18 protein-coding genes are annotated in these 20,413 nt (G+C 72.2%); 10 read left to right on the forward strand and 8 right to left on the reverse strand.

Features of this window, described 5'->3' with window-relative positions:
- Positions 1-20 precede the first annotated feature (20 nt).
- Both glp and galU read right to left on the reverse strand, forming a co-directional pair.
- On the reverse strand, positions 21-1,343 hold the full coding sequence (gene glp / locus BLW57_RS17090) for a molybdotransferase-like divisome protein Glp (RefSeq protein WP_093475565.1): 1,323 nt from the start codon (positions 1,341-1,343) through the stop codon (positions 21-23).
- Positions 1,340-2,251 (reverse strand): UTP--glucose-1-phosphate uridylyltransferase GalU, encoded by a 912-nt coding sequence (gene galU / locus BLW57_RS17095; protein ID WP_093475567.1) that lies wholly within the window; start codon positions 2,249-2,251, stop codon positions 1,340-1,342. Before galU ends, glp begins: the two co-directional genes overlap by 4 nt.
- A 62-nt stretch (positions 2,252-2,313) precedes the next feature.
- Between galU and BLW57_RS17100 the strand changes: the two genes are divergently transcribed.
- Complete coding sequence (locus BLW57_RS17100; RefSeq protein ID WP_093475568.1) at positions 2,314-2,967, forward strand: 5-formyltetrahydrofolate cyclo-ligase; 654 nt, start codon at positions 2,314-2,316, stop codon at positions 2,965-2,967.
- 80 nt (positions 2,968-3,047) lie between these two features.
- Here the strand turns inward: BLW57_RS17100 and BLW57_RS17105 are convergent, their stop codons facing one another.
- Positions 3,048-5,852 carry a penicillin acylase family protein gene (locus BLW57_RS17105; protein WP_093475569.1) on the reverse strand — a complete coding sequence of 935 codons (2,805 nt, stop codon included), beginning with the start codon at positions 5,850-5,852 and terminating at the stop codon, positions 3,048-3,050.
- Between the two features lie 269 nt (positions 5,853-6,121).
- Between BLW57_RS17105 and BLW57_RS17110 the strand changes: the two genes are divergently transcribed.
- From BLW57_RS17110 to mscL, 6 genes are all read left to right on the forward strand, one after another.
- Positions 6,122-7,627, forward strand: a complete 1,506-nt coding sequence (locus BLW57_RS17110; RefSeq protein WP_093475571.1) for a potassium/proton antiporter — start codon at positions 6,122-6,124, stop codon at positions 7,625-7,627.
- 343 nt (positions 7,628-7,970) lie between these two features.
- Positions 7,971-9,266 (forward strand): MFS transporter, encoded by a 1,296-nt coding sequence (locus BLW57_RS17115; RefSeq protein WP_093475572.1) that lies wholly within the window; start codon positions 7,971-7,973, stop codon positions 9,264-9,266.
- A 67-nt stretch (positions 9,267-9,333) separates the two neighbouring features.
- Complete coding sequence (locus BLW57_RS17120; RefSeq protein ID WP_093475574.1) at positions 9,334-9,645, forward strand: FmdB family zinc ribbon protein; 312 nt, start codon at positions 9,334-9,336, stop codon at positions 9,643-9,645.
- Between the two features lie 97 nt (positions 9,646-9,742).
- Positions 9,743-10,576 (forward strand): S-methyl-5'-thioadenosine phosphorylase, encoded by an 834-nt coding sequence (locus BLW57_RS17125; RefSeq protein ID WP_093480733.1) that lies wholly within the window; start codon positions 9,743-9,745, stop codon positions 10,574-10,576.
- A gap of 272 nt (positions 10,577-10,848) precedes the next feature.
- The gene (locus tag BLW57_RS17130; protein WP_371127859.1) at positions 10,849-11,460 is read left to right on the forward strand and encodes a hypothetical protein; all 612 of its coding nucleotides are present in this window, start codon (positions 10,849-10,851) and stop codon (positions 11,458-11,460) included.
- 138 nt (positions 11,461-11,598) lie between these two features.
- Positions 11,599-12,075, forward strand: a complete 477-nt coding sequence (gene mscL, locus BLW57_RS17135; protein ID WP_093475575.1) for a large conductance mechanosensitive channel protein MscL — start codon at positions 11,599-11,601, stop codon at positions 12,073-12,075.
- Between the two features lie 19 nt (positions 12,076-12,094).
- On the opposite strand, the gene BLW57_RS17140 is transcribed toward mscL, so the two are convergent.
- Positions 12,095-12,271 (reverse strand): hypothetical protein, encoded by a 177-nt coding sequence (locus BLW57_RS17140; protein WP_093475577.1) that lies wholly within the window; start codon positions 12,269-12,271, stop codon positions 12,095-12,097.
- A gap of 103 nt (positions 12,272-12,374) precedes the next feature.
- On the opposite strand from BLW57_RS17140, the gene BLW57_RS17145 reads away from it, so the two are divergent.
- The 3 genes from BLW57_RS17145 (at position 12,375) to BLW57_RS17155 (ending at position 15,696) form a co-directional block, all read left to right on the forward strand.
- Entirely contained in the window at positions 12,375-13,400 is a 1,026-nt protein-coding gene (locus BLW57_RS17145) for a P1 family peptidase (RefSeq protein ID WP_176985614.1), read from the forward strand.
- A 171-nt stretch (positions 13,401-13,571) separates the two neighbouring features.
- A complete protein-coding gene (locus BLW57_RS17150; RefSeq protein WP_093480735.1) occupies positions 13,572-14,792 on the forward strand; it encodes a L,D-transpeptidase in 1,221 nt (406 codons plus the stop codon).
- Positions 14,793-14,949: 157 nt separating this feature from the next.
- Positions 14,950-15,696 (forward strand): DUF6227 family protein, encoded by a 747-nt coding sequence (locus BLW57_RS17155; RefSeq protein ID WP_093475579.1) that lies wholly within the window; start codon positions 14,950-14,952, stop codon positions 15,694-15,696.
- Between the two features lie 32 nt (positions 15,697-15,728).
- Here the strand turns inward: BLW57_RS17155 and BLW57_RS17160 are convergent, their stop codons facing one another.
- The 4 genes from BLW57_RS17160 to BLW57_RS17175 all read right to left on the reverse strand — a co-directional run bounded on the left by BLW57_RS17160 (position 15,729) and on the right by BLW57_RS17175 (position 20,181).
- Positions 15,729-15,980 carry a hypothetical protein gene (locus BLW57_RS17160; RefSeq protein ID WP_093475581.1) on the reverse strand — a complete coding sequence of 84 codons (252 nt, stop codon included), beginning with the start codon at positions 15,978-15,980 and terminating at the stop codon, positions 15,729-15,731.
- Positions 15,981-16,089: 109 nt separating this feature from the next.
- On the reverse strand, positions 16,090-18,246 hold the full coding sequence (locus tag BLW57_RS17165; RefSeq protein ID WP_093475582.1) for a PTS fructose transporter subunit IIABC: 2,157 nt from the start codon (positions 18,244-18,246) through the stop codon (positions 16,090-16,092).
- 229 nt (positions 18,247-18,475) lie between these two features.
- Positions 18,476-19,423, reverse strand: a complete 948-nt coding sequence (pfkB, locus tag BLW57_RS17170) for a 1-phosphofructokinase (protein WP_093475584.1) — start codon at positions 19,421-19,423, stop codon at positions 18,476-18,478.
- The gene (locus BLW57_RS17175; protein ID WP_073888438.1) at positions 19,420-20,181 is read right to left on the reverse strand and encodes a DeoR/GlpR family DNA-binding transcription regulator; all 762 of its coding nucleotides are present in this window, start codon (positions 20,179-20,181) and stop codon (positions 19,420-19,422) included. The genes pfkB and BLW57_RS17175 overlap by 4 nt, the downstream gene beginning before the upstream one ends.
- Positions 20,182-20,413: the final 232 nt, after the last annotated feature.

The raw sequence follows: 20,413 nt of genomic DNA on the forward strand, positions 1-20,413 counted from the left end.
CCCGGGCGGCGCGGGCACCCTCAGCCGAGCAGCACGACCTCCACCTCGGCGCCGGGCTCGACGGATTCCGCGTCCTCGGGTACGACGATCAGCGCGTCGGCCTGCGCCAGCGCCGCGATCAGGTGGGAACCCGCACCGCCCACGGGGGTCACCTCGCCGTCGGTGTACGCGCCCCGCAGGAACTGGCGCCGGCCCTTGGGCGAGCGGAGCGCCTCGTCGCCCTTCAGGACGGCCCGCGTGCGGGGCCGGTGGAGGTCCGTGAGGCCCATGAGGGCGCGGACGGCGGGGCGGACGAACAGCTCGAAGGAGACGTACGACGACACGGGGTTGCCGGGCAGGGCCAGCAGGGGCGTGTGGTCGGGGCCGATGGAACCGAAGCCCTGGGGCTTGCCGGGCTGCATGGCCAGCTTGCGGAACTCGACGCCGGCGCCGGCCACGTCCTCGTCGCCGACGGACTCCAGCGCCTCCTTGACGACGTCGTACGCGCCGACGCTGACCCCGCCGGTGGTCACCAGCAGGTCGGCGCGGATGAGCTGGTCCTCGATGGTGGAGCGGAGGGTCTCCGCGTCGTCGGCGACGGCGCCCACCCGGTAGGCGATCGCGCCGGCGTCGCGGGCGGCGGCGGTGAGGGCGAAGCTGTTGGAGTCGTAGATCCGGCCCGGGCCCAGCTGCTCGCCGGGCTGGACGAGTTCGCTGCCGGTGGAGAGCACGACCACGCGCGGGCGCGGGCGCACCCGTACCGTGCCGCGGCCGATCGCGGCCAGCAGCGCGATCTGCGGCGGGCCGAGGATCGTGCCGGCCTCCAGGGCGAGGTCTCCGGCGCGTACGTCGCTGCCCTTGTCCCGCACGTGCGCGCGTGCCTCGGCGGGGCGGTGCACGCGCACGTGCCCCGCGGCACCCTCGGGGGCCAGGCTGCGCGCCCGCATGCCGCTGACGGGCCCCTCGCCGAGCCCGCCGTCGGTCCACTCGACGGGCACGACGGCCTCCGCGCCGGGCGGCAGCGGGGCGCCGGTCATGATGCGGGCGGCCTGGCCGGGGCCGACCCGCACCGGGTCGGCCGCGCCCGCCGCGACGTCCCCGACGACGTCCAGGACGGCCGGGAACTCCTGGCTCGCGCCCGCGACGTCCGCGACCCGCACCGCGTACCCGTCCATGGAGCTGTTGTCGAACGGCGGCAGTGACACCGGCACCGTGACGTCGTCGACCAGGACGCAGCCCTGGGCGTCGAGCAGTTGCAGCTCGATGGGTTCGAGGGGACGGACCGTCGAGAGGATGTCCTCCAGGTGCTCGTCCACCGACCAGAGGTGGTCCGAGTCGGCGGAGCGGGTCGCGGCGCTGCTCAAGATTGCTGCATCTCCTCGGCTACGTAACTGCGGAGCCAGGTCCGGAAGTCCGGGCCCAGGTCTTCACGTTCGCACGCGAGTCTGACAATGGCACGCAGATAGTCGCCGCGGTCGCCGGTGTCGTAGCGGCGGCCCTTGAAGACGACGCCGTGCACCGGCCCGCCGACCTTCTCGTCCTGGGCGAGCTGCTGCAGGGCGTCGGTGAGCTGGATCTCGCCGCCGCGGCCGGGCTCGGTCTTGCGGAGTATGTCGAAGATGTGCGGATCGAGGACGTACCGGCCGATGATCGCGTAGTTCGACGGGGCGTCCGCCGGGTCCGGCTTCTCGACCAGGCCGGTCACCTTCACGACGTCCCCGTCGGCGGTGGCCTCCACGGCGGCGGAGCCGTACAGGTGGATCTGCTCGGACGCGACCTCCATGAGGGCGATCACGCTGCCGCCGTGCCGCTCCTGGATCTCGATCATGCGCTGGAGCAGCGGGTCGCGCGGGTCGATCAGGTCGTCGCCGAGGAGGACCGCGAAGGGCTCGTGGCCGACGTGCGGGGCGGCGCACAGCACCGCGTGGCCGAGGCCCCGGGGGTCGCCCTGGCGGACGTAGTGCATGGTGGCCAGGTCGCTGGACTCCTGCACCTTGGCGAGCCGTTCGGCGTCGCCCTTCTTCTCGAGCGCCGATTCGAGCTCGTAGTTGCGGTCGAAGTGGTCCTCGAGAGGACGCTTGTTGCGTCCGGTGATCATGAGCACGTCGTCGAGCCCCGCCGACACGGCCTCCTCGACCACATACTGGATCGCCGGCTTGTCGACGACCGGCAGCATCTCCTTGGGAGTGGCCTTGGTGGCCGGCAGGAACCGGGTACCGAGGCCTGCCGCGGGAATGACAGCCTTGCTGATCCTGGGGTGCGACTGAGTCATGCCCGCAACCTTATCCGTTGCCTTAGATGGGAATCTGTGGCTCAGGTTCGATTGCCCCTCATATGACTGCATTACGAAGGGTGCGGGAACGACCAGTGGAACATGTCGGACCTGAGGGCGAGCCTGACAAGCGAACGTTGCGGCGGGAGTTCCTCGCGGTGAGGAACAGGTTGACGGGCGATGACGTCCGCGGGGCGGGCCTGGCGCTGGCGGAGCGCGCGCTGGAGCTGCCGGAACTGGCGCGGGCGAGGACGGTGGCGGCGTACGTGTCCGTCGGCGGCGAGCCGGGAACGGCCGCGCTGCTGGACGCCCTGCGCGCGCGTGGGGTGCGGGTCCTGCTGCCCGCGCTCCTGCCCGACAACGACCTGGACTGGGGCGAGTACACCGGCCCGGACTCCCTCGCGCGTATCCAACACGGCGGGAGAATGGCGCTTTTCGAGCCCTCCGGCCCACGCCTCGGCCCGGACGCCGTGACGGAGGCGGACGTCGTCCTGCTGCCCGGAGTCGCGGTGGACGCGCGCGGGATGCGCCTGGGACGCGGCGGCGGCTCGTACGACCGCGTGCTGGCCCGTCTGGAGCGCGCGGGCGTCCGTCCCCGGCTCGTGGTGCTGCTGTACGACGCGGAGGTCGTCGCGCACGTCCCGGCGGAGGAGCACGACCAGCCGGTGCACGCGGTGGTGACGCCCTCCGGCACCCGCCGTTTCGCGAGCGGCTGACCCGCTCCGCCGCCCTGGCGCACGGGGAACGGCCCCCCACGCGCGCGTGGAGGGCCGTTGTGGCCGAGTGCCTCAGCGGCTCACGGCTTGAGCACCAGGGTGTCGCTCGTACTCTTGCCGACCGCCTTGTCCGAGAAGGACCAGGGCAGCAGCTCGCCCTTGGCCCACATGCCCGTCTGGTCCGTGTAGTGCGCGCTGAAGGCGTGCCCGGAGGCGCCCGTCAGGTTGATCCACTTGGACTTGTCGAGGTCGGCGAGGTTGACCACCATCCGCATCGACGGCACCCAGACGACGTTGTAGCCGCCGGCCGCGTTCCAGCCGCTCGCGTTGACCGTGGACTCGCCGCCGCTGAGCTTCCAGGGGCCGCGGTTCAGCACGTACTGCAGGAACTTGGGGCCCTCGGTGCCGAGCGTCTGGTTCTTCAGGAACAGGCGGTGCAGCCGGCCCCAGCTCCAGGTGTCGATGTCCTTGCCGAGCTTGGCGGTCAGCTCCCAGCGGGCGTCGATCATGGCGCGGGCGAACAGCTGATCGCGGTTCTCGGCCTTCGGGCGGGTGCCCGAGGCCGGCGTCTTCCACCAGTCGCTGCCGGGCTTGTCCATCAGGGTGCGCACGACCTCGAACCAGCGGTCGCCGCCGTCCGGCTGCGCCTGGTCGGCGTCGCGCTCACCGCACTCGCGGACCTTGGTGTCGTCGTCCACCGGGCCGGTGCTGTCGATCTTGTCGACCCACAGGCACTGTCCCTTGACGCGCACCTCCTCGGGCAGCTTGTTGCCGAAGCCGAGCTTGAGGATGTTGCGCCAGACGGCGTTGAAGTACGCGGCCGCCGCGGAGTCGGCGTCCTGGGTGTAGTCCCAGCCCTCCAGGAGCTTCTGCGCCTGGCGGACGTCCGCGTCGTCCAGGTTGATCTTCAGCAGCTTGGGCACGAGGAGCTTGGCGATCTCGCTGCTGTTGTCCAGCTGCATCTGGCGCATGTCGTCCGTGGAGATCCGGCCGCCGTCCTTGATCTTGGACTCGATCAGGTCGGTGATGCGCTGGCTGCGGGTGCCGTAGCCCCAGTCGGTGGTGAGCGTGTACGGGTACTTGTCCTTGTCGACCACGGCCTGGTTGGCGGTCACGATGTAGCCGCGTTCGGGGTCGTACTCGTAGGGCAGCTCGTCCTTCTTGATGAAGCCGGTCCACTTGTACTTCGATTCCCAGCCCGGTGCCGGGATGGCGCCGTCGTCGACGGAGGAACGGGTGGGGATCTTGCCGGGCAGGGTGTAGCCGATGTGCTCGCTGTCCGCGTAGATCAGGTTCTGCGAGGGCACGTCGAACAGGCCGGCGGCCGCGCGGAAGCCGTCCCAGTCCGCCGCCCTGTCGAGGGCGAACACGGCGTCCATGGAGGTGCCCGCGTCGAGCGCGGTCCACCGCAAGGCGATGCCGTAGCCGTCGCCGCGGTCGGGGGCGGCGGTGGTGACGGACGCCTTCTTGCCGACCTGCACCAGTTCGTCGTCGCGGTCGGACAGCAGCGGCATCCCGTCCCGGGTCTGCCGGACCACGATGGTCTTGGACTTCCCGCCGGCGACCTTGATGGTCTCCTCGCGGGTCTTGAAGGGGCGGATCTTGCCGTCGTAGAGATAGCCGCCCGCGGTCACCTTCTCCAGGTACAGGTCGGTGACGTCGACGCCGGAGTTGGTCATGCCCCAGGCGATCTTCGCGTTGTGCCCGATGATCACACCGGGCATCCCGGCGAAGGTGTAGCCCGTGACGTCGTACTGGCACTTGGCGGACACGGCCCGGCAGTGCAGGCCCATCTGGTACCAGACGGACGGCAGCGACGCCGACAGGTGCGGGTCGTTGGCCAGCAGCGGCTTGTGGGTGATGGTGTACTTCCCGGACACGACCCAGGAGTTGGAGCCGATTCCCTGGCCGTTCACGCCGACGGCCGTGGGGACGTCGTCGAGCACCTTGTACAGGCCCGCCAGCTGGCTCGTGAGGCCCGATCCGGTCGCGCCCGAGGTGGTGGAGCCGGCGGAGCCCGCGGCGCCCTGCGAGGTGCCGGTGGCGCCCTGGGTGCTGCCGGTGGTGCCCGTGGAGCCGCTCTGCCGGAACGTCTCGGTCAGCTTGTCGTACTGGCCTTCCTGCACGATCGGCTTGTTACGGCTGTAGGGGTACTCCGGATAGAGGTCCTGGATCTGCTGCGGGCCCAGACGGCTGGTCATCAGGGCGCGGTCGATCTCGTCCTGCATGTTGCCGCGCAGGTCCCAGGCCATCGCCTTGAGCCACGCGACGGAGTCGACCGGGGTCCACTTCTCCGGCTTGTAGTCGTTGGTGAGACCCAGTGCCGCGTACTCCAGGGAGATGTCCTCGCCGTCCTTGCCCTGGAGGTAGGCGTTGACCCCCTTGGCGTACGCCTGGAGGTACTTCTTCGTGGAGGCCGACAGCTTGGTGTCGTACTCCTCCTTCGCGACGCGGTCCCAGCCGAGGGTGCGCAGGAAGGCGTCGTTGTCGACCTGGCCCTTGCCGAACATCTCCGACAGGCGCCCGGACGTCATGTGCCGGCGCACGTCCATCTCGTAGAACCGGTCCTGCGCCTGGACGAAGCCCTGCGCCATGAACAGGTCCGCGTCGGAGGAGGCGTAGATCTGCGGGATGCCGTAGCCGTCCCGCTTCACGTCGACCGGTCCCGACAGGCCCTGGAGCGTGATCGAGCCCTTGGTCTGCGGGAAGGAGGCGCGGACCGTGCTGATCGACCAGTACGCCCCGTAGGCGACGCCTCCGATGATGGCCAGGACCAGGACCAGCACGACGAGTCGGGCTTTGCGCCCCTTCTTCCTGCCGGACTTGACGGGCGTGGCACCGGTTGTGGCGGTGTCACCCGTTGTGGCGGTGGTGTTGGGGGGCATCGCTGTCCTTGCTGTCCTAACGCGAGCGGCAGGTCGGGCTGTGACTTTGAATGAGCGCTGGAGCAACCATAGGCGCAGGGTCCTTCCCCGCTTGACGCGGAGTCGGGAACCGGCGCGTACGAGCGTTCGATCTTGCCCCGTCGAGCGTCAAGAAAGCGTCAAGAGTTAGGTAAGGTAACGAAGTACTTGGATGCGGTGCGCCGCAGCCTCGGGTCTGCTGTACGTGCGTTCGCGCGCCCCCGCGCGCGGGCCAAGGAAGGGAATCGCCGCTGACTGTCCACCACCTCAACCAGCTCCTGCTCGTCTGCTCCGTCGTGCTGCTCGTGGCCGTCGCGGCCGTCCGGGTCTCGTCCCGCAGCGGGCTCCCCAGCCTGCTCGTCTACCTCGGCATCGGCGTCCTCATGGGACAGGACGGCATCGGGGACATCCACTTCAACAGCGCCGAAGTGACCCAGGTCATGGGATACGCGGCCCTGGTCGTGATCCTCGCCGAGGGCGGCCTGGGCACGAAGTGGAAGGAGGTCCGGCCGGTCCTGAAGTCCGCCTCCGTCCTCGCGACGGCGGGCGTCGCGATCAGCGTCGGCGTCACCGCGGCGGGCGCGCACTATCTGGTCGGACTGGAGTGGCGGCAGGCGCTCATCATCGGCGCGGTGGTGTCGTCCACGGACGCGGCGGCGGTCTTCTCCGTACTGCGCAGAATTCCCCTCCCCGCGCGCGTGACGGGCACGCTGGAGGCGGAGTCCGGCTTCAACGACGCACCGGTGGTCATCCTGGTCGTCGCCTTCTCCCAGGCCGGCCCGGTCGAGCACTGGTACAACCTGGTCGGCGAGATAGCGCTGGAACTGGCCATCGGGGCGGCGATCGGACTGGCGGTGGGCCTGATCGGGGCCTGGGGCCTGCGGCACGTGGCCCTGCCCGCCTCGGGCCTGTACCCCATCGCCGTGATGGCGATCGCCGTCACCGCGTACGCCGCCGGCGCCCTGGCGCACGGCAGCGGCTTCCTCGCCGTCTATCTGGCCTCGGTGGTGCTCGGCAACGCCAAGCTGCCCCACTGGCCGGCCACGCGCGGTTTCGCCGAGGGGCTCGGCTGGATCGCGCAGATCGGCATGTTCGTCGTGCTCGGCCTGCTGGTCACCCCGCACGAGCTGGGCGACGACGTCCTGCCCGCGCTGGTCATCGGACTGGTCCTGACCATGGTCGCCCGCCCCCTGAGCGTGGTCCTCAGCCTCGCCCCGTTCCGGGTGCCGTGGCAGGAGCAGGTCCTGATGTCGTGGGCGGGACTGCGCGGCGCCGTGCCCATCATCCTGGCCACCATCCCCATGGTGAACGGTGTCGCCGGCAGCCGCCGGATCTTCAACATCGTCTTCGTCCTGGTCGTCGTCTACACCCTGGTGCAGGGGCCGACGCTGCCCTGGCTGGCGCGCACGCTGCGGCTCGGCGAGAAGGGCGAGGCCTCCGACCTGGGCATCGAGTCGGCACCCCTGGAGCGGCTGCGCGGCCATCTGCTGTCCATCGCGATCCCCGAGGGCTCGCGGATGCACGGCGTGGAGGTCGGCGAGCTGAGACTGCCGCCGGGCGCCGCCGTCACGCTCGTCGTGCGCGAGGAGAAATCGTTCGTGCCACTGCCCTCCACCGTCCTCAGGCGGGGCGACGAGCTGCTGGTGGTCGCCACCGACCCGGTCCGCGACGCGGCGGAACGGCGCCTGCGCGCGGTGGCCCACGGCGGCAAGCTGGCGGGCTGGCTGGGCACCGACGGGGCCGACGCGGGGCGGTGAAGCGCGGGCGCCTACCGCACCCGCGGAGCGCGCGAGGCGGGCGGTGACCCGTGCGAGCTGCGGGGCGGTGCGTTACGGGTGCGTTTCAGGCGATTCACACCCGCGCCAATCACAGGTGAACGGGCGCTGTGGTGCTCGTTTTCACAGGGGTTCAAGGCGTTGATCCCTGTAGTATCAAGGCACCCCTGATCGAACCAACTCTGCCTGATGCAGAGCTGGCGCGACCGTATGGCGGCCGGCAGGCCCACCACCGTGGCACCGGTATCTACCGCAGTTCAGCGCAAGAGGACAGCTCTCGGCGCCCCCGCACGGGCGCGCTACCAGGCGGCAGAAAGGCACGGCCGTGGAATCCACGGTCACCACCGAGCCGTCGCGGAACCCGGCGGCACCGTCCCGCCCGGGCTACGGACAGCTGCTGCGCACCCGCGGCGCCTGGACGTTCCTGCTCCCCGGCTTCGCGGCACGCCAGCCGTTCGCCATGCTCACGATCTCGATCGTGCTGCTCGTGCAGCACACCACCGGTTCGTACGGCGCCGCCGGTGCCGCCGCGGCCGCCACCGGCGTCTCCATGGCGCTGTTCGCGCCGTACAGCGGCCGCCTGGCCGACCGCTACGGGCAGCGTGCGGTGCTGATCCCCGGCGTACTCGTGCACACCCTGGCGGGGCTGACCCTCACCGCGCTCGCGCTGGCGCACGCGCCCCTGTGGGCGCTGTTCCTCGCGGCCGTCCCGACCGGCGCCTCCGTGCCGCAGGTCGGCCCGATGGTCCGCGCGCGCTGGGGCGTGAAGCTCCAGGGATCGCCCCTGATGACCACCGCCGCGGCCTTCGAGTCGGTCACCGACGAGCTGACCTTCGTCGTCGGCCCGCTGCTCGCGACCGCCCTGTGCACCGCCGTGACCCCGTCGGCCGGCCTGGTCACCGAGGCGGCCCTGACCCTCGTCGGCGGCCTGCTGTTCGCGGCGCAGAAGAGCACGCAGCCGGCGGTGGACGCCAACGGCGAGCACGCGCGCGTGGGGCACGCCTCCGCCCTGCGCGTCCCCGGCGTGCGCGTGCTGATCGTCACCTTCCTCGGCATCGGCTCCGTCTTCGGCGGCATGCAGGTGTCGCTGGCCGCGTTCACCGAGTCGATCGGCGAACCGGGTCTGAACGGCGTCCTGTACGGCGTCTTCGCCGCGGGCAACATGCTGTCCGGCGTCGCCTGCGGCGCGATCGCCTGGAAGGTCGCCCCGCAGCGGCGCCTGGTCATCGGCTACGCGGCCCTCGCACTGAGCGCGTCCGCCCTGTGGACCGCGCACTCGGCGCTGCTGCTCGCGGCGCTCGGCCTGCTGGTCGGCATGTGCATCGCACCGTCGCTGATCACCGGCTACACGCTGGTCGACAGCCTGGTCCCGGCCGGCGCCCGGACCGAGGCCTTCACCTGGCTGACCGGTGCGGTCGCGCTCGGTCAGGCCGCCGCCGTCACCGTCGCCGGACAACTGGAGGACCGGCTCTGGGACGGCGCGGGATTCCTGGTGCCGATGGCCGGCACGGTGCTCGCCCTGGTCACCCTGGTGGCGCTGCGCTCCCGGCTGGCCGCCCCGCACCGGAACCGCACCGTCGCACGTGGCGTCGGTCACCGCGTGCCGGTGACGGTGGACTGATCCCCGGGAATACGTCACTATGGACCGTCGTTAGCACTCATCGAGTGAGAGTGCCAGGAGGAAGACAGTGCCGACGTACCAGTACCAGTGCACCGAGTGCGGCGAGGGCCTCGAGGCGGTGCAGAAGTTCACCGACGACGCCCTGACCGAGTGCCCCAACTGCAGCGGTCGCCTGAAGAAGGTGTTCTCTGCCGTCGGCATCGTCTTCAAGGGCTCCGGCTTCTACCGCAACGACTCGCGTGGCTCCTCGTCGAGCAGCAGCCCGGCGTCGAAGCCGAGCTCGTCGTCCTCCGACGCGAAGCCGGCCTCGTCGACGTCCTCGACGTCGTCGTCCTCCTCGTCCTCGTCGTCGAGCTCCGCCAGCAGCCCGGCCGCCTGAGACCTCCCACCCGGGCCCTGCCGTCGACGACGGCGGGGCCTTCGGTATGCCCGAGGCCCGCTGCCGCACGGTTCGGCGGCCAGCTAGTGTGCTGGTCATGGCGAACGCAGAGATCGGCGTAATCGGCGGCTCGGGCTTCTACTCGTTCCTCGACGACGTGACCGAGGTCGAGGTGGACACCCCTTACGGGCCGCCCAGCGACTCCCTCTTCCTCGGCGAGATCGCCGGCCGGCGGGTCGCCTTCCTGCCCCGGCACGGCCGCGGCCACCACCTGCCGCCGCACCGCATCAACTACCGTGCCAACCTGTGGGCCCTGCGCTCGGTCGGGGTCCGCCAGGTCCTCGGCCCGTGCGCGGTGGGCGGCCTGCGCCCCGAGTACGGACCCGGCACGCTGCTGGTGCCCGACCAGTTCGTCGACCGTACGAAGTCCCGGATGCAGACCTACTTCGACGGACTGCCGCTGCCCGACGGCACCGTGCCGAACGTCGTGCACGTGTCCGTGGCCGACCCCTACTGCCCCACCGGCCGGTCCGCGGCGCTGAAGGCGGCGCGCGGGCGGGACTGGGAGCCGGTGGACGGCGGCACGCTGGTCGTCGTCGAGGGCCCGCGCTTCTCCACCCGCGCCGAATCGCTGTGGCACCAGGCACAGGGCTGGTCGGTCGTGGGCATGACCGGCCACCCGGAGGCGGCACTCGCCCGGGAACTGGAGCTGTGCTACACGTCGATGACCCTGGTCACCGACCTGGACGCGGGCGCGGAGAGCGGCGAGGGCGTCTCCCACGAGGAGGTGCTGCGCGTGTTCGCGGCCAACGTGGACCGGATGCGGGGCGTGCTGTTCGACGCGGTGGCGGCGCTGCCGGAGACCGGCGCGCGGGACTGTCTCTGCGTGAACGCGCTCGGCGGCATGGACCCGGGCTTCGAACTGCCTTAGCCCGGCTGGGACCGCCGGGTCGGCCCGGGGGTTGCGGGTGCGGTGGGCCCGGGGGTGCGAGTGCGGTGGGCCTGGGAGTTGAGGGTGCGGTGGCCCACCCGGAGATCGGTTGTGGGACCCACCTGGGGATCAGTGGGCGGAATTCCTCGTTCGGGTGGGCGGGTTGTCCACAGTCCGTCCGCCGTCCACCGGCGCCGACGGGATGCGGCGCGAGACCTCATCGTGGGTGTCGCAGGCCCCCTTCCTCGTCGCAGGCGGTGATTCCCGTGTCCGTGCCCGTTTCCTCGTCGTCCCCCGATCCGTCCCCCTTCCTCCCCGGCCGCCCGCCGGCCCGTTCCCCCTTCCCGCCGCCCCTCCGTGTCCCGCGTCCCCTGGGCACGGACGCCCCCGGGACCTGTGCGATCCCGCAGTTCGCTCCGGTGCGCGTGCGCGGCGGGCGGTACCAGCTGCAGCGGCTCCTACGGCACCGCAGGCGGGCCGTGGCCGCCGGTCTCGCGGTGACCGCCGCCGCCCTGGTGGCCGCGGTACCGCGTGCCGCGACGGAGCCGCACCGGGCGGAGCGGGCCCGGGGGCACCCGGCCGCGGAGCCGGTACGGCGGCACCCGGCGGCCGGCGTCGTGACCGCGCCGGTGCGGATCGCCGACGCCGCCACGGTCCGGCTCCTGCGCGCCGGTGACCGGGTCGACGTCGTCGCCGCCGAGGACGCCTCGACCGGCGGCGCGGTCCGCGTGCTCGCGCGGGGTGTGCGGGTGACGAAGGTGCCGGAGCCGCTGGAGGGCGCGGCGGAGAGCGGCGCGCTGGTCGTCCTGTCGGTGCCGCGCGCCACGGCCGCGCGGCTGGTCGGCGCGAGTGCCACGGCCCGGCTGGCGGTGACGCTGTGCTGACCCGACCGGTACGTCTTTTTGGCGGCGGCCCGTCAAGTCACACGATCGGGCAACAGGACTGGACAGGACGGCCGCACCGTGCCGTAGGTTGCGGAGCGATTCGTTCCACAGCCTGTGCACGCGAGGAGAGTCCCCTAGGTGAGCGCGAAGAAGGAACCGAGCGTCTGGCAGGGCTTCAAGGCCTTCCTGATGCGCGGCAACGTCGTCGATCTGGCAGTCGCGGTGGTCATCGGCGCGGCCTTCACGAACATCGTCAACGCGGTGGTGAAGGGGGTCATCAGCCCGCTGGTCGGCGCGATCGGCACGCAGAACCTCGACCACTACAGCGCGTGTCTGAAGCCTCGGTGCCAGGTGGCCCCGGACGGTACGGTCAAGAGCGGGGTGCAGATCCTGTGGGGCTCGGTCCTCGGAGCGACTCTCACCTTCGTGATCACCGCGGCGGTCGTGTACTTCCTGATGGTCCTGCCGATGGCGAAGTACCTGGCCCGGCAGGCGGCCCGCAAGGCGGCGCGCGAGGGCACGAAGGAGGTCCTGGAGGTGACCGAGCTGGAGGTGCTCAAGGAGATCCGCGACGCCCTGGTCGCCCAGCGGGGATCCGGGCACTACGAGCGCTAGCGGGTCCCCTGCGGGCGGTTCAGATGTGGTGGGGCGGCTTCTCGTCGAGGAAGCGCTTGAGGTCGGCGGCGCTGTCGCCGGCCGGGCGCTCGCCCCACCCGCGGTCGGTGTCGTCCGAGGACTGCTGGTCCAGCGGGTCGTCGAAGACCAGTGCCGGCTTGGGGTCGCGCTGCTCGGGTTCGGGGGCGGTGCTCATGCCTCAAGGGTACGGCCCGGCCCCGGGCGGGCCGGCGGGCCTCCGTGGGCTTCCCGGGCGGCGACGGGCCGCTCCCGGGGCGGCCGGGGACAGACTGGGCCCCATGACAGTTGACGCATTGACGGACGTCGCCGGGCTGCGGGTGGGGCACGCCTCCCGCAGCGGTGACGGCTGGCTCACCGGCACCACGGTCGTCCTCGCCCCGGAGGGCGGTGCCGTCGCCGCGGTGGACGTGCGCGGCGGTGGGCCCGGCACCAAGGAGACGGACGCGCTCGACCCGCGCAATGTGGTGCGGACGGTCGACGCCGTCGTCCTCACCGGAGGCAGCGCCTACGGGCTCGACGCCGCGTCCGGTGTGATGGCGTGGTTGGAAGAGCGGGGGCGCGGGGTGCCGGTGGGGACCGACCCGGCGCACGTCGTGCCGGTGGTGCCGGCCGCGTGCGTCTTCGATCTGGGGCGCGGTGGCGACTTCCGCGCGAGGCCCGACGCGGCCATGGGCCGTGCGGCGGTGGAGGCCGCAGCGGCGAGCGAGCCGGGCGCCCGGGTGCCCGAGGGAGGCGTGGGCGCCGGGACGGGCGCCGTGGCCGGCGGCCTCAAGGGCGGGGTGGGCACCGCGAGCACGGTGCTCGGCTCGGGGATCACCGTGGCCGCCCTGGTGGTCGCGAACGCCGCGGGGTCCGCGCTGGACCCCGAAACGGGGGTGCTGTACGGGGAGTTGTACCAGGGGCGGGTGGAGTATCCGCGGGAGCGGGTGCACGAGGCCGCGCGCCGGCGGCTGGCGGAGGCGGCCGCGGACAACGCGCCGCCGCCGCTCAACACGACGCTCGCGGTGGTCGCGACCGACGCGGACCTCTCCAAGGCGCAGGCGCAGAAGCTCGCCGGCACGGCACACGACGGGATCGCGCGCGCCGTGCGGCCGGTGCACCTGCTGCACGACGGGGACACGGTGTTCGCGCTGGCGACCGGCACCCGCCCGCTCGACGCGCACCCGTTGGCGCTCAACGAGGTCCTGGCGGCCGGCGCGGACCTCGTGACGCGTGCGACAGTGCGGGCCGTCCGCGCCGCCGGGTCGGTCGACGGGCCGGGCGGAGTGTGGCCGTCGTACGGGGAGTTGTACGGCACGGCGTAGCGGTCCGGGCGGTGCCGGACCCGGCCGCGGGTCGCCGACGGGTGCGGATTGTCGCGGTTCTGTCACGTGATGGCCTTCAGGAGGCACGGAGGGAACCCCGCCGTGCGCCGGTGCCCTCTTTCCCCACGCACTGGAACGGATCACGCACATCACACGAACATGGAGCAGCCCGTGGCAACGCCGGACATTCGAGCGCGGCGCGTACTGGGGGCCTGTGCCGCCCTGGTGGTCGGCGCCCTCACCCTGACCGCCTGTGGAGGCGACGCCAGCGCCGAGAGCAACGACGGCAAGGGCGGCAAGGGTTCCGCCGACACGTCGACGGCGAAGATCGCGATATCGGCCAAGGACGGTTCGACCGGCGCGTCCATCAACGCGACCGGGGTGAAGGCCAGCGGCGGCAGGCTCACCGGCGTGAAGATGACCGTGGCGGGGTCGGGTCAGGCCGTGCCGGGGTCGATCTCGGCGGACGGCGGCAGCTGGAAGCCGAAGCAGCAGCTGGAGCGCGGGACGAAGTACGAGATAAACGCGACCGCGAAGGACGCCGACGGGCGTACGGCCGCGGCCAACTCCATCTTCACGACCGTCTCGAAGGCGAACAGCTTCATCGGCACCTACACGCCGGACGACGGCGCGACGGTCGGCGCGGGCATGCCGGTGTCGTTCACCTTCGACAGGTCGATCACCGACAAGAAGGCCGTCCAGTCGCACATCACGGTCAGCTCCAGCAGCGGTCAGCAGGTGGCCGGGCACTGGTTCGGGGATGAGCGGCTGGACTTCCGGCCGCAGGACTACTGGAAGGCCGGCTCCAAGGTCACGATGAAGATCGACCTGGACGGGGTGCAGGGCGCGAAGGGCGTCTACGGGGCGCAGAAGAAGACCGTCTCCTTCACCGTGGGACGGTCGCAGGTCTCCACGGTCGACGTCCGCACGCAGACGATGACGGTGGTGCGGGACGGCAGGACGGTCAAGTCGGTGCCGATCTCCGCGGGCAGCGCGGAGCACACCACGTACAACGGCCGGATGGTGATCTCCGAGAAGTTCACGCAGACCCGGATGAACGGCTCGACGGTCGGTTTCGGCGGGGAGTACGACATCCCGGACGTGCCGCACGCGATGCGGCTGACGTCGTCGGGCACGTTCATCCACGGCAACTACTGGTACGACAAGGGCAACCCGCCGTTCGGACGGCAGGGCACCAGCCACGGCTGCGTCGGCCTCGCGGATGTGCAGGGCGCGCAGGGCGACACGACGGCCAAGTGGTTCTTCGACAACTCGCTCGTCGGCGACGTCGTGATCGTGAAGAACTCCCCGGACACGACCGTGGCGCCGGACAACGGCCTCAACGGCTGGAACATGTCCTGGAGGGCCTGGACCGCGGGAAGTGCCGTCTGAGCGGCGCCTTTTGACGGAATTCGGGGCCGCGCGGGAACTCCTCGCGTGGCCCGCGCGTTTTCCGGGCAGACGTTTTCTCGGTTCGCGGACATGATGTCCGACCGAGGGGCTACGGTATGCACCCACTAGGTGACATGCAGCAACGCCGGGAGATGCCTTGAGCGTTCCGTACGAGACGGCAGCGTACGAACCAGCCGAGTCGCCCGAGTCTCCGGAGGAGCACCTCGCGCGGCTCCTCGGCCGTGCCCTGAACTCCTTCGAGCTGCCCGACGAGGTGATACGGCGGCTCGACAGCGCGCTCGCGCACGACAGTTCGCTGCACTCGGCGCACCACTGCGCGGGGCTGCACCGGGAGACGTACCGGCACACGTGGCTCCTCGCCGACGGCGCGGCCGTCACGCTGTGGGAGCTCGTCCACAACACGGTGCCGGGCGGCCCCGCGGAGCACGAGGTGTTCGCCGACGAGGAGGAGCTGCAGACGGCCACGGGACGGCTCGGGCTGCCGCAGGACACCCCGGACTTCGAGCTGCCCGCGCTGATGCGGCTGTGGTCGATCCCCGCGCCCCGGCACGTCTTCGCCTCGCAGGACTCGGCGGATCACGCGCGGCGGCTGCTGCGCCGCGCGGAGAACCCGGACCGGCCGGACGCGGAGACGGCGGCGCTGCTGGCGACGGCGACCGCGCACGAGATCACGCAGGCGTTCGGCCGCCCCGGGCGGGCCGGCCGCGCGGGACTGAGCTACGCGCTCTACGAGCACGCGTTCCTGCTGCCGGACGGCGACGAGGTGTCCCTGTGGGAGGTCGAGCACACGGCGACCCCCGACGGACGGCACATGTGCGAGGTGTACATGTCGGAGGACGCGGCGAGGGGCGCCATGGAGCAGCGCGCGGCACGCCGGGGGTAGTCCCGGACCCCGTGCCGGGGGCGTCCGTCCGGTCAACGGCCGCCGAGTTGCCGTACCAGTCCGGCGAAGGCGTCGCGCTCGGCGGCGGTCAGTTCCACCTTCTCCAGGGCGGGGCCGGCCTGCCGCTGCGGCGGGAGGACCGGGAGCCGGACCGTCGGGATCTCCCGGAGGGCCTGCGCGCGGAAGCGGCGCAGCAGGCGCAGGACGACGATCGCCCAGGCCACACCGGCCAGGGTGAGGACGACCGCGCCGGTCCACTGGAGAGTCGAGACGTGCTCAGGCATGCGTTCCAGTACACACCACGGTCCGGGACTTTGGCCCCGGACCGTGACGTATCTCGCAGGTGCCGTGAACAACTCACAGCGAACTTAAGGGACAAGGGTGGCGGGGTGATCAGGCCGCCACCGGCTGCTTCGTCTCCTTCGGGGAACCGGCCGCGCCGGCGGCGGGGTCGGTGGCCGTGCTCTCCGGGGCCTGCTTGCGCATGCCCTTGAGCACGATCACCAGGGCCGTGGTGGCGCACACCCCGGCCGCGACGGCGACCAGGTAGAGCAGCGGGTTGCCGATCAGCGGCACCACGAAGACGCCGCCGTGCGGGGCGCGCAGGGTGGCCCCGAAGACCATCGAGAGGGCGCCGGTGAGCGCGCCGCCCACCATGGCGGACGGGATGACCCGCAGCGGGTCCGCCGCCGCGAAGGGGATCGCCCCCTCGGAGATGAAGGAGGCGCCCAGCACCCAGGCGGCCTTGCCGTTCTCCCGCTCGGTCCGGGTGAAGAGCCGGCCGCGGACCGTGGTGGCCAGGGCCATCGCCAGCGGCGGGACCATGCCGGCCGCCATCACCGCCGCCATGATCTTCATGGCGGAGTCGCCGGGGTCGGAGACCGCGATGCCGGCGGTGGCGAAGGTGTAGGCGACCTTGTTGACCGGCCCGCCGAGGTCGAAGCACATCATCAGCCCGAGCAGCGCGCCGAGCAGGACGGCGTTGGCGCCGGTGAGGCTGTTCAGCCAGTCGGTGAGGCCCTTCTGGGCGGTGGCGATGGGCTTGCCGACGACGACGAGCATCAGGAATCCGACGATCGCCGAGGAGATCAGCGGGATCACCACCACCGGCATGATGCCGCGCAACGACGTCGGGATGTTCACCTTCTGGATCGCCATCACCACGCCGCCGGCGATCAGACCGGCCACCAGTCCGCCGAGGAAGCCGGCGTTGATGTCGAGGGCGATCGCGCCGCCGACGAATCCGGGCACGAGGCCGGGCCGGTCGGCCATGCCGTAGGCGATGTAGCCGGCCAGGACGGGGACGAGGAACTTGAAGGCCACGCCGCCGATCTGGAAGAGCAGGGCGCCCCAGCTGTCGGTCTGCGTCCAGATGAAGTGGTCCATGACCGACGGTGCCTTGCTGACCTGCCAGCCGCCGATCGCGAAGCCCAGGGCGATGAGCAGGCCGCCCGCGGCGACGAACGGCACCATGTAGCTGACGCCGGACATCAGCCACTTGCGGAGCTTGGTGCCGTAGCCCTCGGTGGACTCGCCCGCGCGCTCGACGGGCGTACCGCCCGCGGCCGCCGGGGCGCTCACCTCGCCGCGCGCCGCCTTCTCGCGGACCTCGGCGATGAGTTCGGCGGGCCGGTTGATGCCGGCCTTCACCCCGACGTCGACGGTGGGCTTGCCCGCGAAGCGGTCCTTGTCGCGTACGGAGACGTCGTGCGCGAAGATCACGCCGTCCGCGCCCGCGATCACCGCCGGGTCCAGCCGGGTGAAGCCGGCGGATCCCTGGGTCTCGACGAACACCTCGACGCCCGCCTCCCGGCCCGCGTTCTCCAGGGACTCGGCCGCCATGTAGGTGTGGGCGATGCCGGTCGGGCAGGAGGTGACGGCGATCAGACGGAAGGGTCGCTCTTCGGCAGCGGCACCGGTGCCCGCGCCCGCGGGGGCCGACGGGGCCGGGACGGAGGCGTCCGATGGTGGCGCCGTACTGCCCGCCGCGGCGCCGGCGGAGGCCGCCACCGGCGTCGCGGCGGTGTCCTGGGAGGCGCCGCTCGCGGCTTCGGCGCCCGGTTCGCCACCGGCGCTCGCGGTGTCCCGCGCGCTCTCCGCCGGTGCCGGCTCCTCGCCACGGATCAGTGCCGCCGTGGCCGCCGCGTCGTCCGCCGCCCGCAGCGCGGAGGTGAAGTCGGCGTTCATCAGCTGGCGGGCCAGGGAGGAGAGGATCGTCAGGTGGGCGTCGTCGGCGCCCGCGGGAGCCGCGATCAGGAAGATCAGGTCGGCCGGTCCGTCCGCGGCGCCGAAATCGATGCCGGCGCCGCTGCGCCCGAAGGCGAGGGTCGGCTCGGTGACATGGGTGCTGCGGCAGTGCGGGATGCCGATGCCGCCGTCGAGGCCGGTCGGCATCTGGGCCTCGCGGGCGGCGACGTCGGCGAGGAAGCCCTCCAGGTCGGTCACCCGGCCCTGGGCCACCATGCGTTCGGCGAGGGCGCGCGCCGCCGCTTCCTTGGTGTCGGCGGACAGGTCGAGGTCGACCAGGTCCGCGGTGATCATGTCGCTCATCGCGGGCTCCTATGCGCGCGTATCGCCCGGGGGGAGAGGTGGGCGGGAGGGGGGACGGGGGTGCGGTACGGGGAGGTGGTGGGTGCGGCCTGCGGGGTGAGTGACGGGGAGTCCCGCCGCGGCCGGTGGGGAGCGGTCGCAGGACGGCGGACCGGGGCCGCACGCCTGACGATCGAGTCCGTAGGCCCGGCGATCCGGGCCGGGTTCCTACGGCGGCGGGCCGGGGCGTTCATGACGCCGGCTCCGTCAGTTCGCGGTCGAGCGGGATCTCCGCGGTGACCGTCACCGCGGCCGGATCGAGGTCGGCGGGGGTCGGCATCACGCTGCCGGGGAGCTGGACCGCGGCCGCGCCGTGGGCGACGGCGGAGGCGAGGGCCTCGGGGCCGGTGCCGCCCGCGACGAGGAAGCCGGCGAGGGAGGAGTCGCCCGCACCCACGTTGCTGCGGACGGCGGCCACGCGAGCGTTGCCGAACCAGGCACCGGTCTCCTCCACGAGGAGCTGGCCGTCGGCGCCGAGACTCGCGAGCACGGCGCCCGCGCCCATCGTGCGCAGTTCCTCGGCCGCCTTGAGTGCGTCGCCCACGGTCGCCAGGGGGCGTCCCACGGCCCGCGCGAGCTCCTCGGCGTTGGGCTTGACCACGTCGGGCCGGGCGCGCAGCGCTTCCAGCAGCGCCCGCCCCGAGGTGTCCAGGGCGATGCGGGCGCCCCCGGCGTGCGCCCGCATGACGACGTCGGCGTACCAGGAGGGCGCGAGGCCGCCGGGCAGGCTGCCGCAGCAGGCGATCCAGTCGGCGTCGCGCGACTGCTCGCGCACCGTCTCCAGGAGCAGTTCCTGCTCAGCCGCCGACAGGTCGGGCCCGGGTGCGTTGATCTTCGTCAGCACCCCGTCGGACTCCGCGAGCGCGATGTTGGAGCGGGTGGCTCCGGCGATCGGGACCGGCGCGACCTCGATGCCCTGTGCGTCGAGGAGTTCGGCGACGAGCGCGCCCGGCGCACCGCCCAGCGGGAGGACGGCGACCGTGCGCCACCCGGTGGCCGCGACGGCCCGCGAGACGTTCACGCCCTTGCCGCCGGGGTCCGTGCGCTCGGTCTCGGCGCGGATGACCTCGCCGCGCTTCAGCGCGAGGACCTCGTAGCTGCGGTCGAGGGACGGGTTGGGGGTGACGGTGAGGATCATGCGCGCACTACTTCCGTGCCGCCGCGCTCGATGACGGCGGCGTCTTCGGGGCTCAGCCCGCTGTCGGTGATCAGCAGGTCCACGTCGCTCAGGTCGCCGAAGCGGGCGAAGTGCTCCTGGCCGTGCTTGGTGGAGTCGGCGAGGAGGACGACCCGGCGGGCGGCGGCGACCGCTGCCCGCTTGACCGCGGCCTCGGCGAGGTCGGGGGTGGTCAGACCGTGCTCGGCGGAGAAGCCGTTGGCGGCGACGAACAGGACGTCGGCGCGGATCTCGCCGTAGGCGCGCAGCGCCCAGGCGTCCACGGCGGCGCGTGTGCGGTGCCGAACGCGCCCTCCGACCAGGTGGAGCTGGATGCCCGGGTGGTCGGCGAGGCGGGCCGCGATGGGCAGGCTGTGGGTGACGACGGTGAGGGCCGACTCCAGCGGGATGGCGGCGGCGACCCGGGCGACCGTCGTACCGGCGTCGAGGATCGTCGTGCCCTCGGCCGGCAGTTCGGCCAGGGCCGCCTTGGCGATGCGGTCCTTCTCGTCGGCGGCGGTGGACTCGCGCTCGGTGAGGTCGGGCTCGAAGTCCAGGCGGCCGACCGGGATGGCACCGCCGTGCACGCGGCGGACCAGGCCGGCCCGGTCGAGGGCCTTCAGGTCGCGGCGGATCGTCTCCGCCGTGACCTGGAACTCCTCGGCCAGCGACAGCACGTCCACCCGGCCGCCGTCACGGGCGATCCGGAGGATCTCCTGCTGCCGTTCCGGTGCGTACATGTCCGCTCGCCTCCGCCTGGATGTCCGACCCGTTCCGACTCATGCCCGAACGTGTGGTTTCACTGGCGAGGCTACGCCCGCGCATCCAGAAAGTAAACAGGTTCGGACTGCAAGCGGGCATGAACGGACTTCCAGGGGGACTCCGGTGCGTCTCCGGGCGCGGAAGAGCCCGGCACCTGCTCGGTGCCGGGCTCTCGGGTCCGCTCTCGGGTCCGCTCGGGTTCTCCGGTCG

It is taken from the genome of Streptomyces sp. 1222.5, assembly GCF_900105245.1.
Taxonomy (GTDB): Bacteria; Actinomycetota; Actinomycetes; order Streptomycetales; family Streptomycetaceae; genus Streptomyces; species Streptomyces albidocamelliae.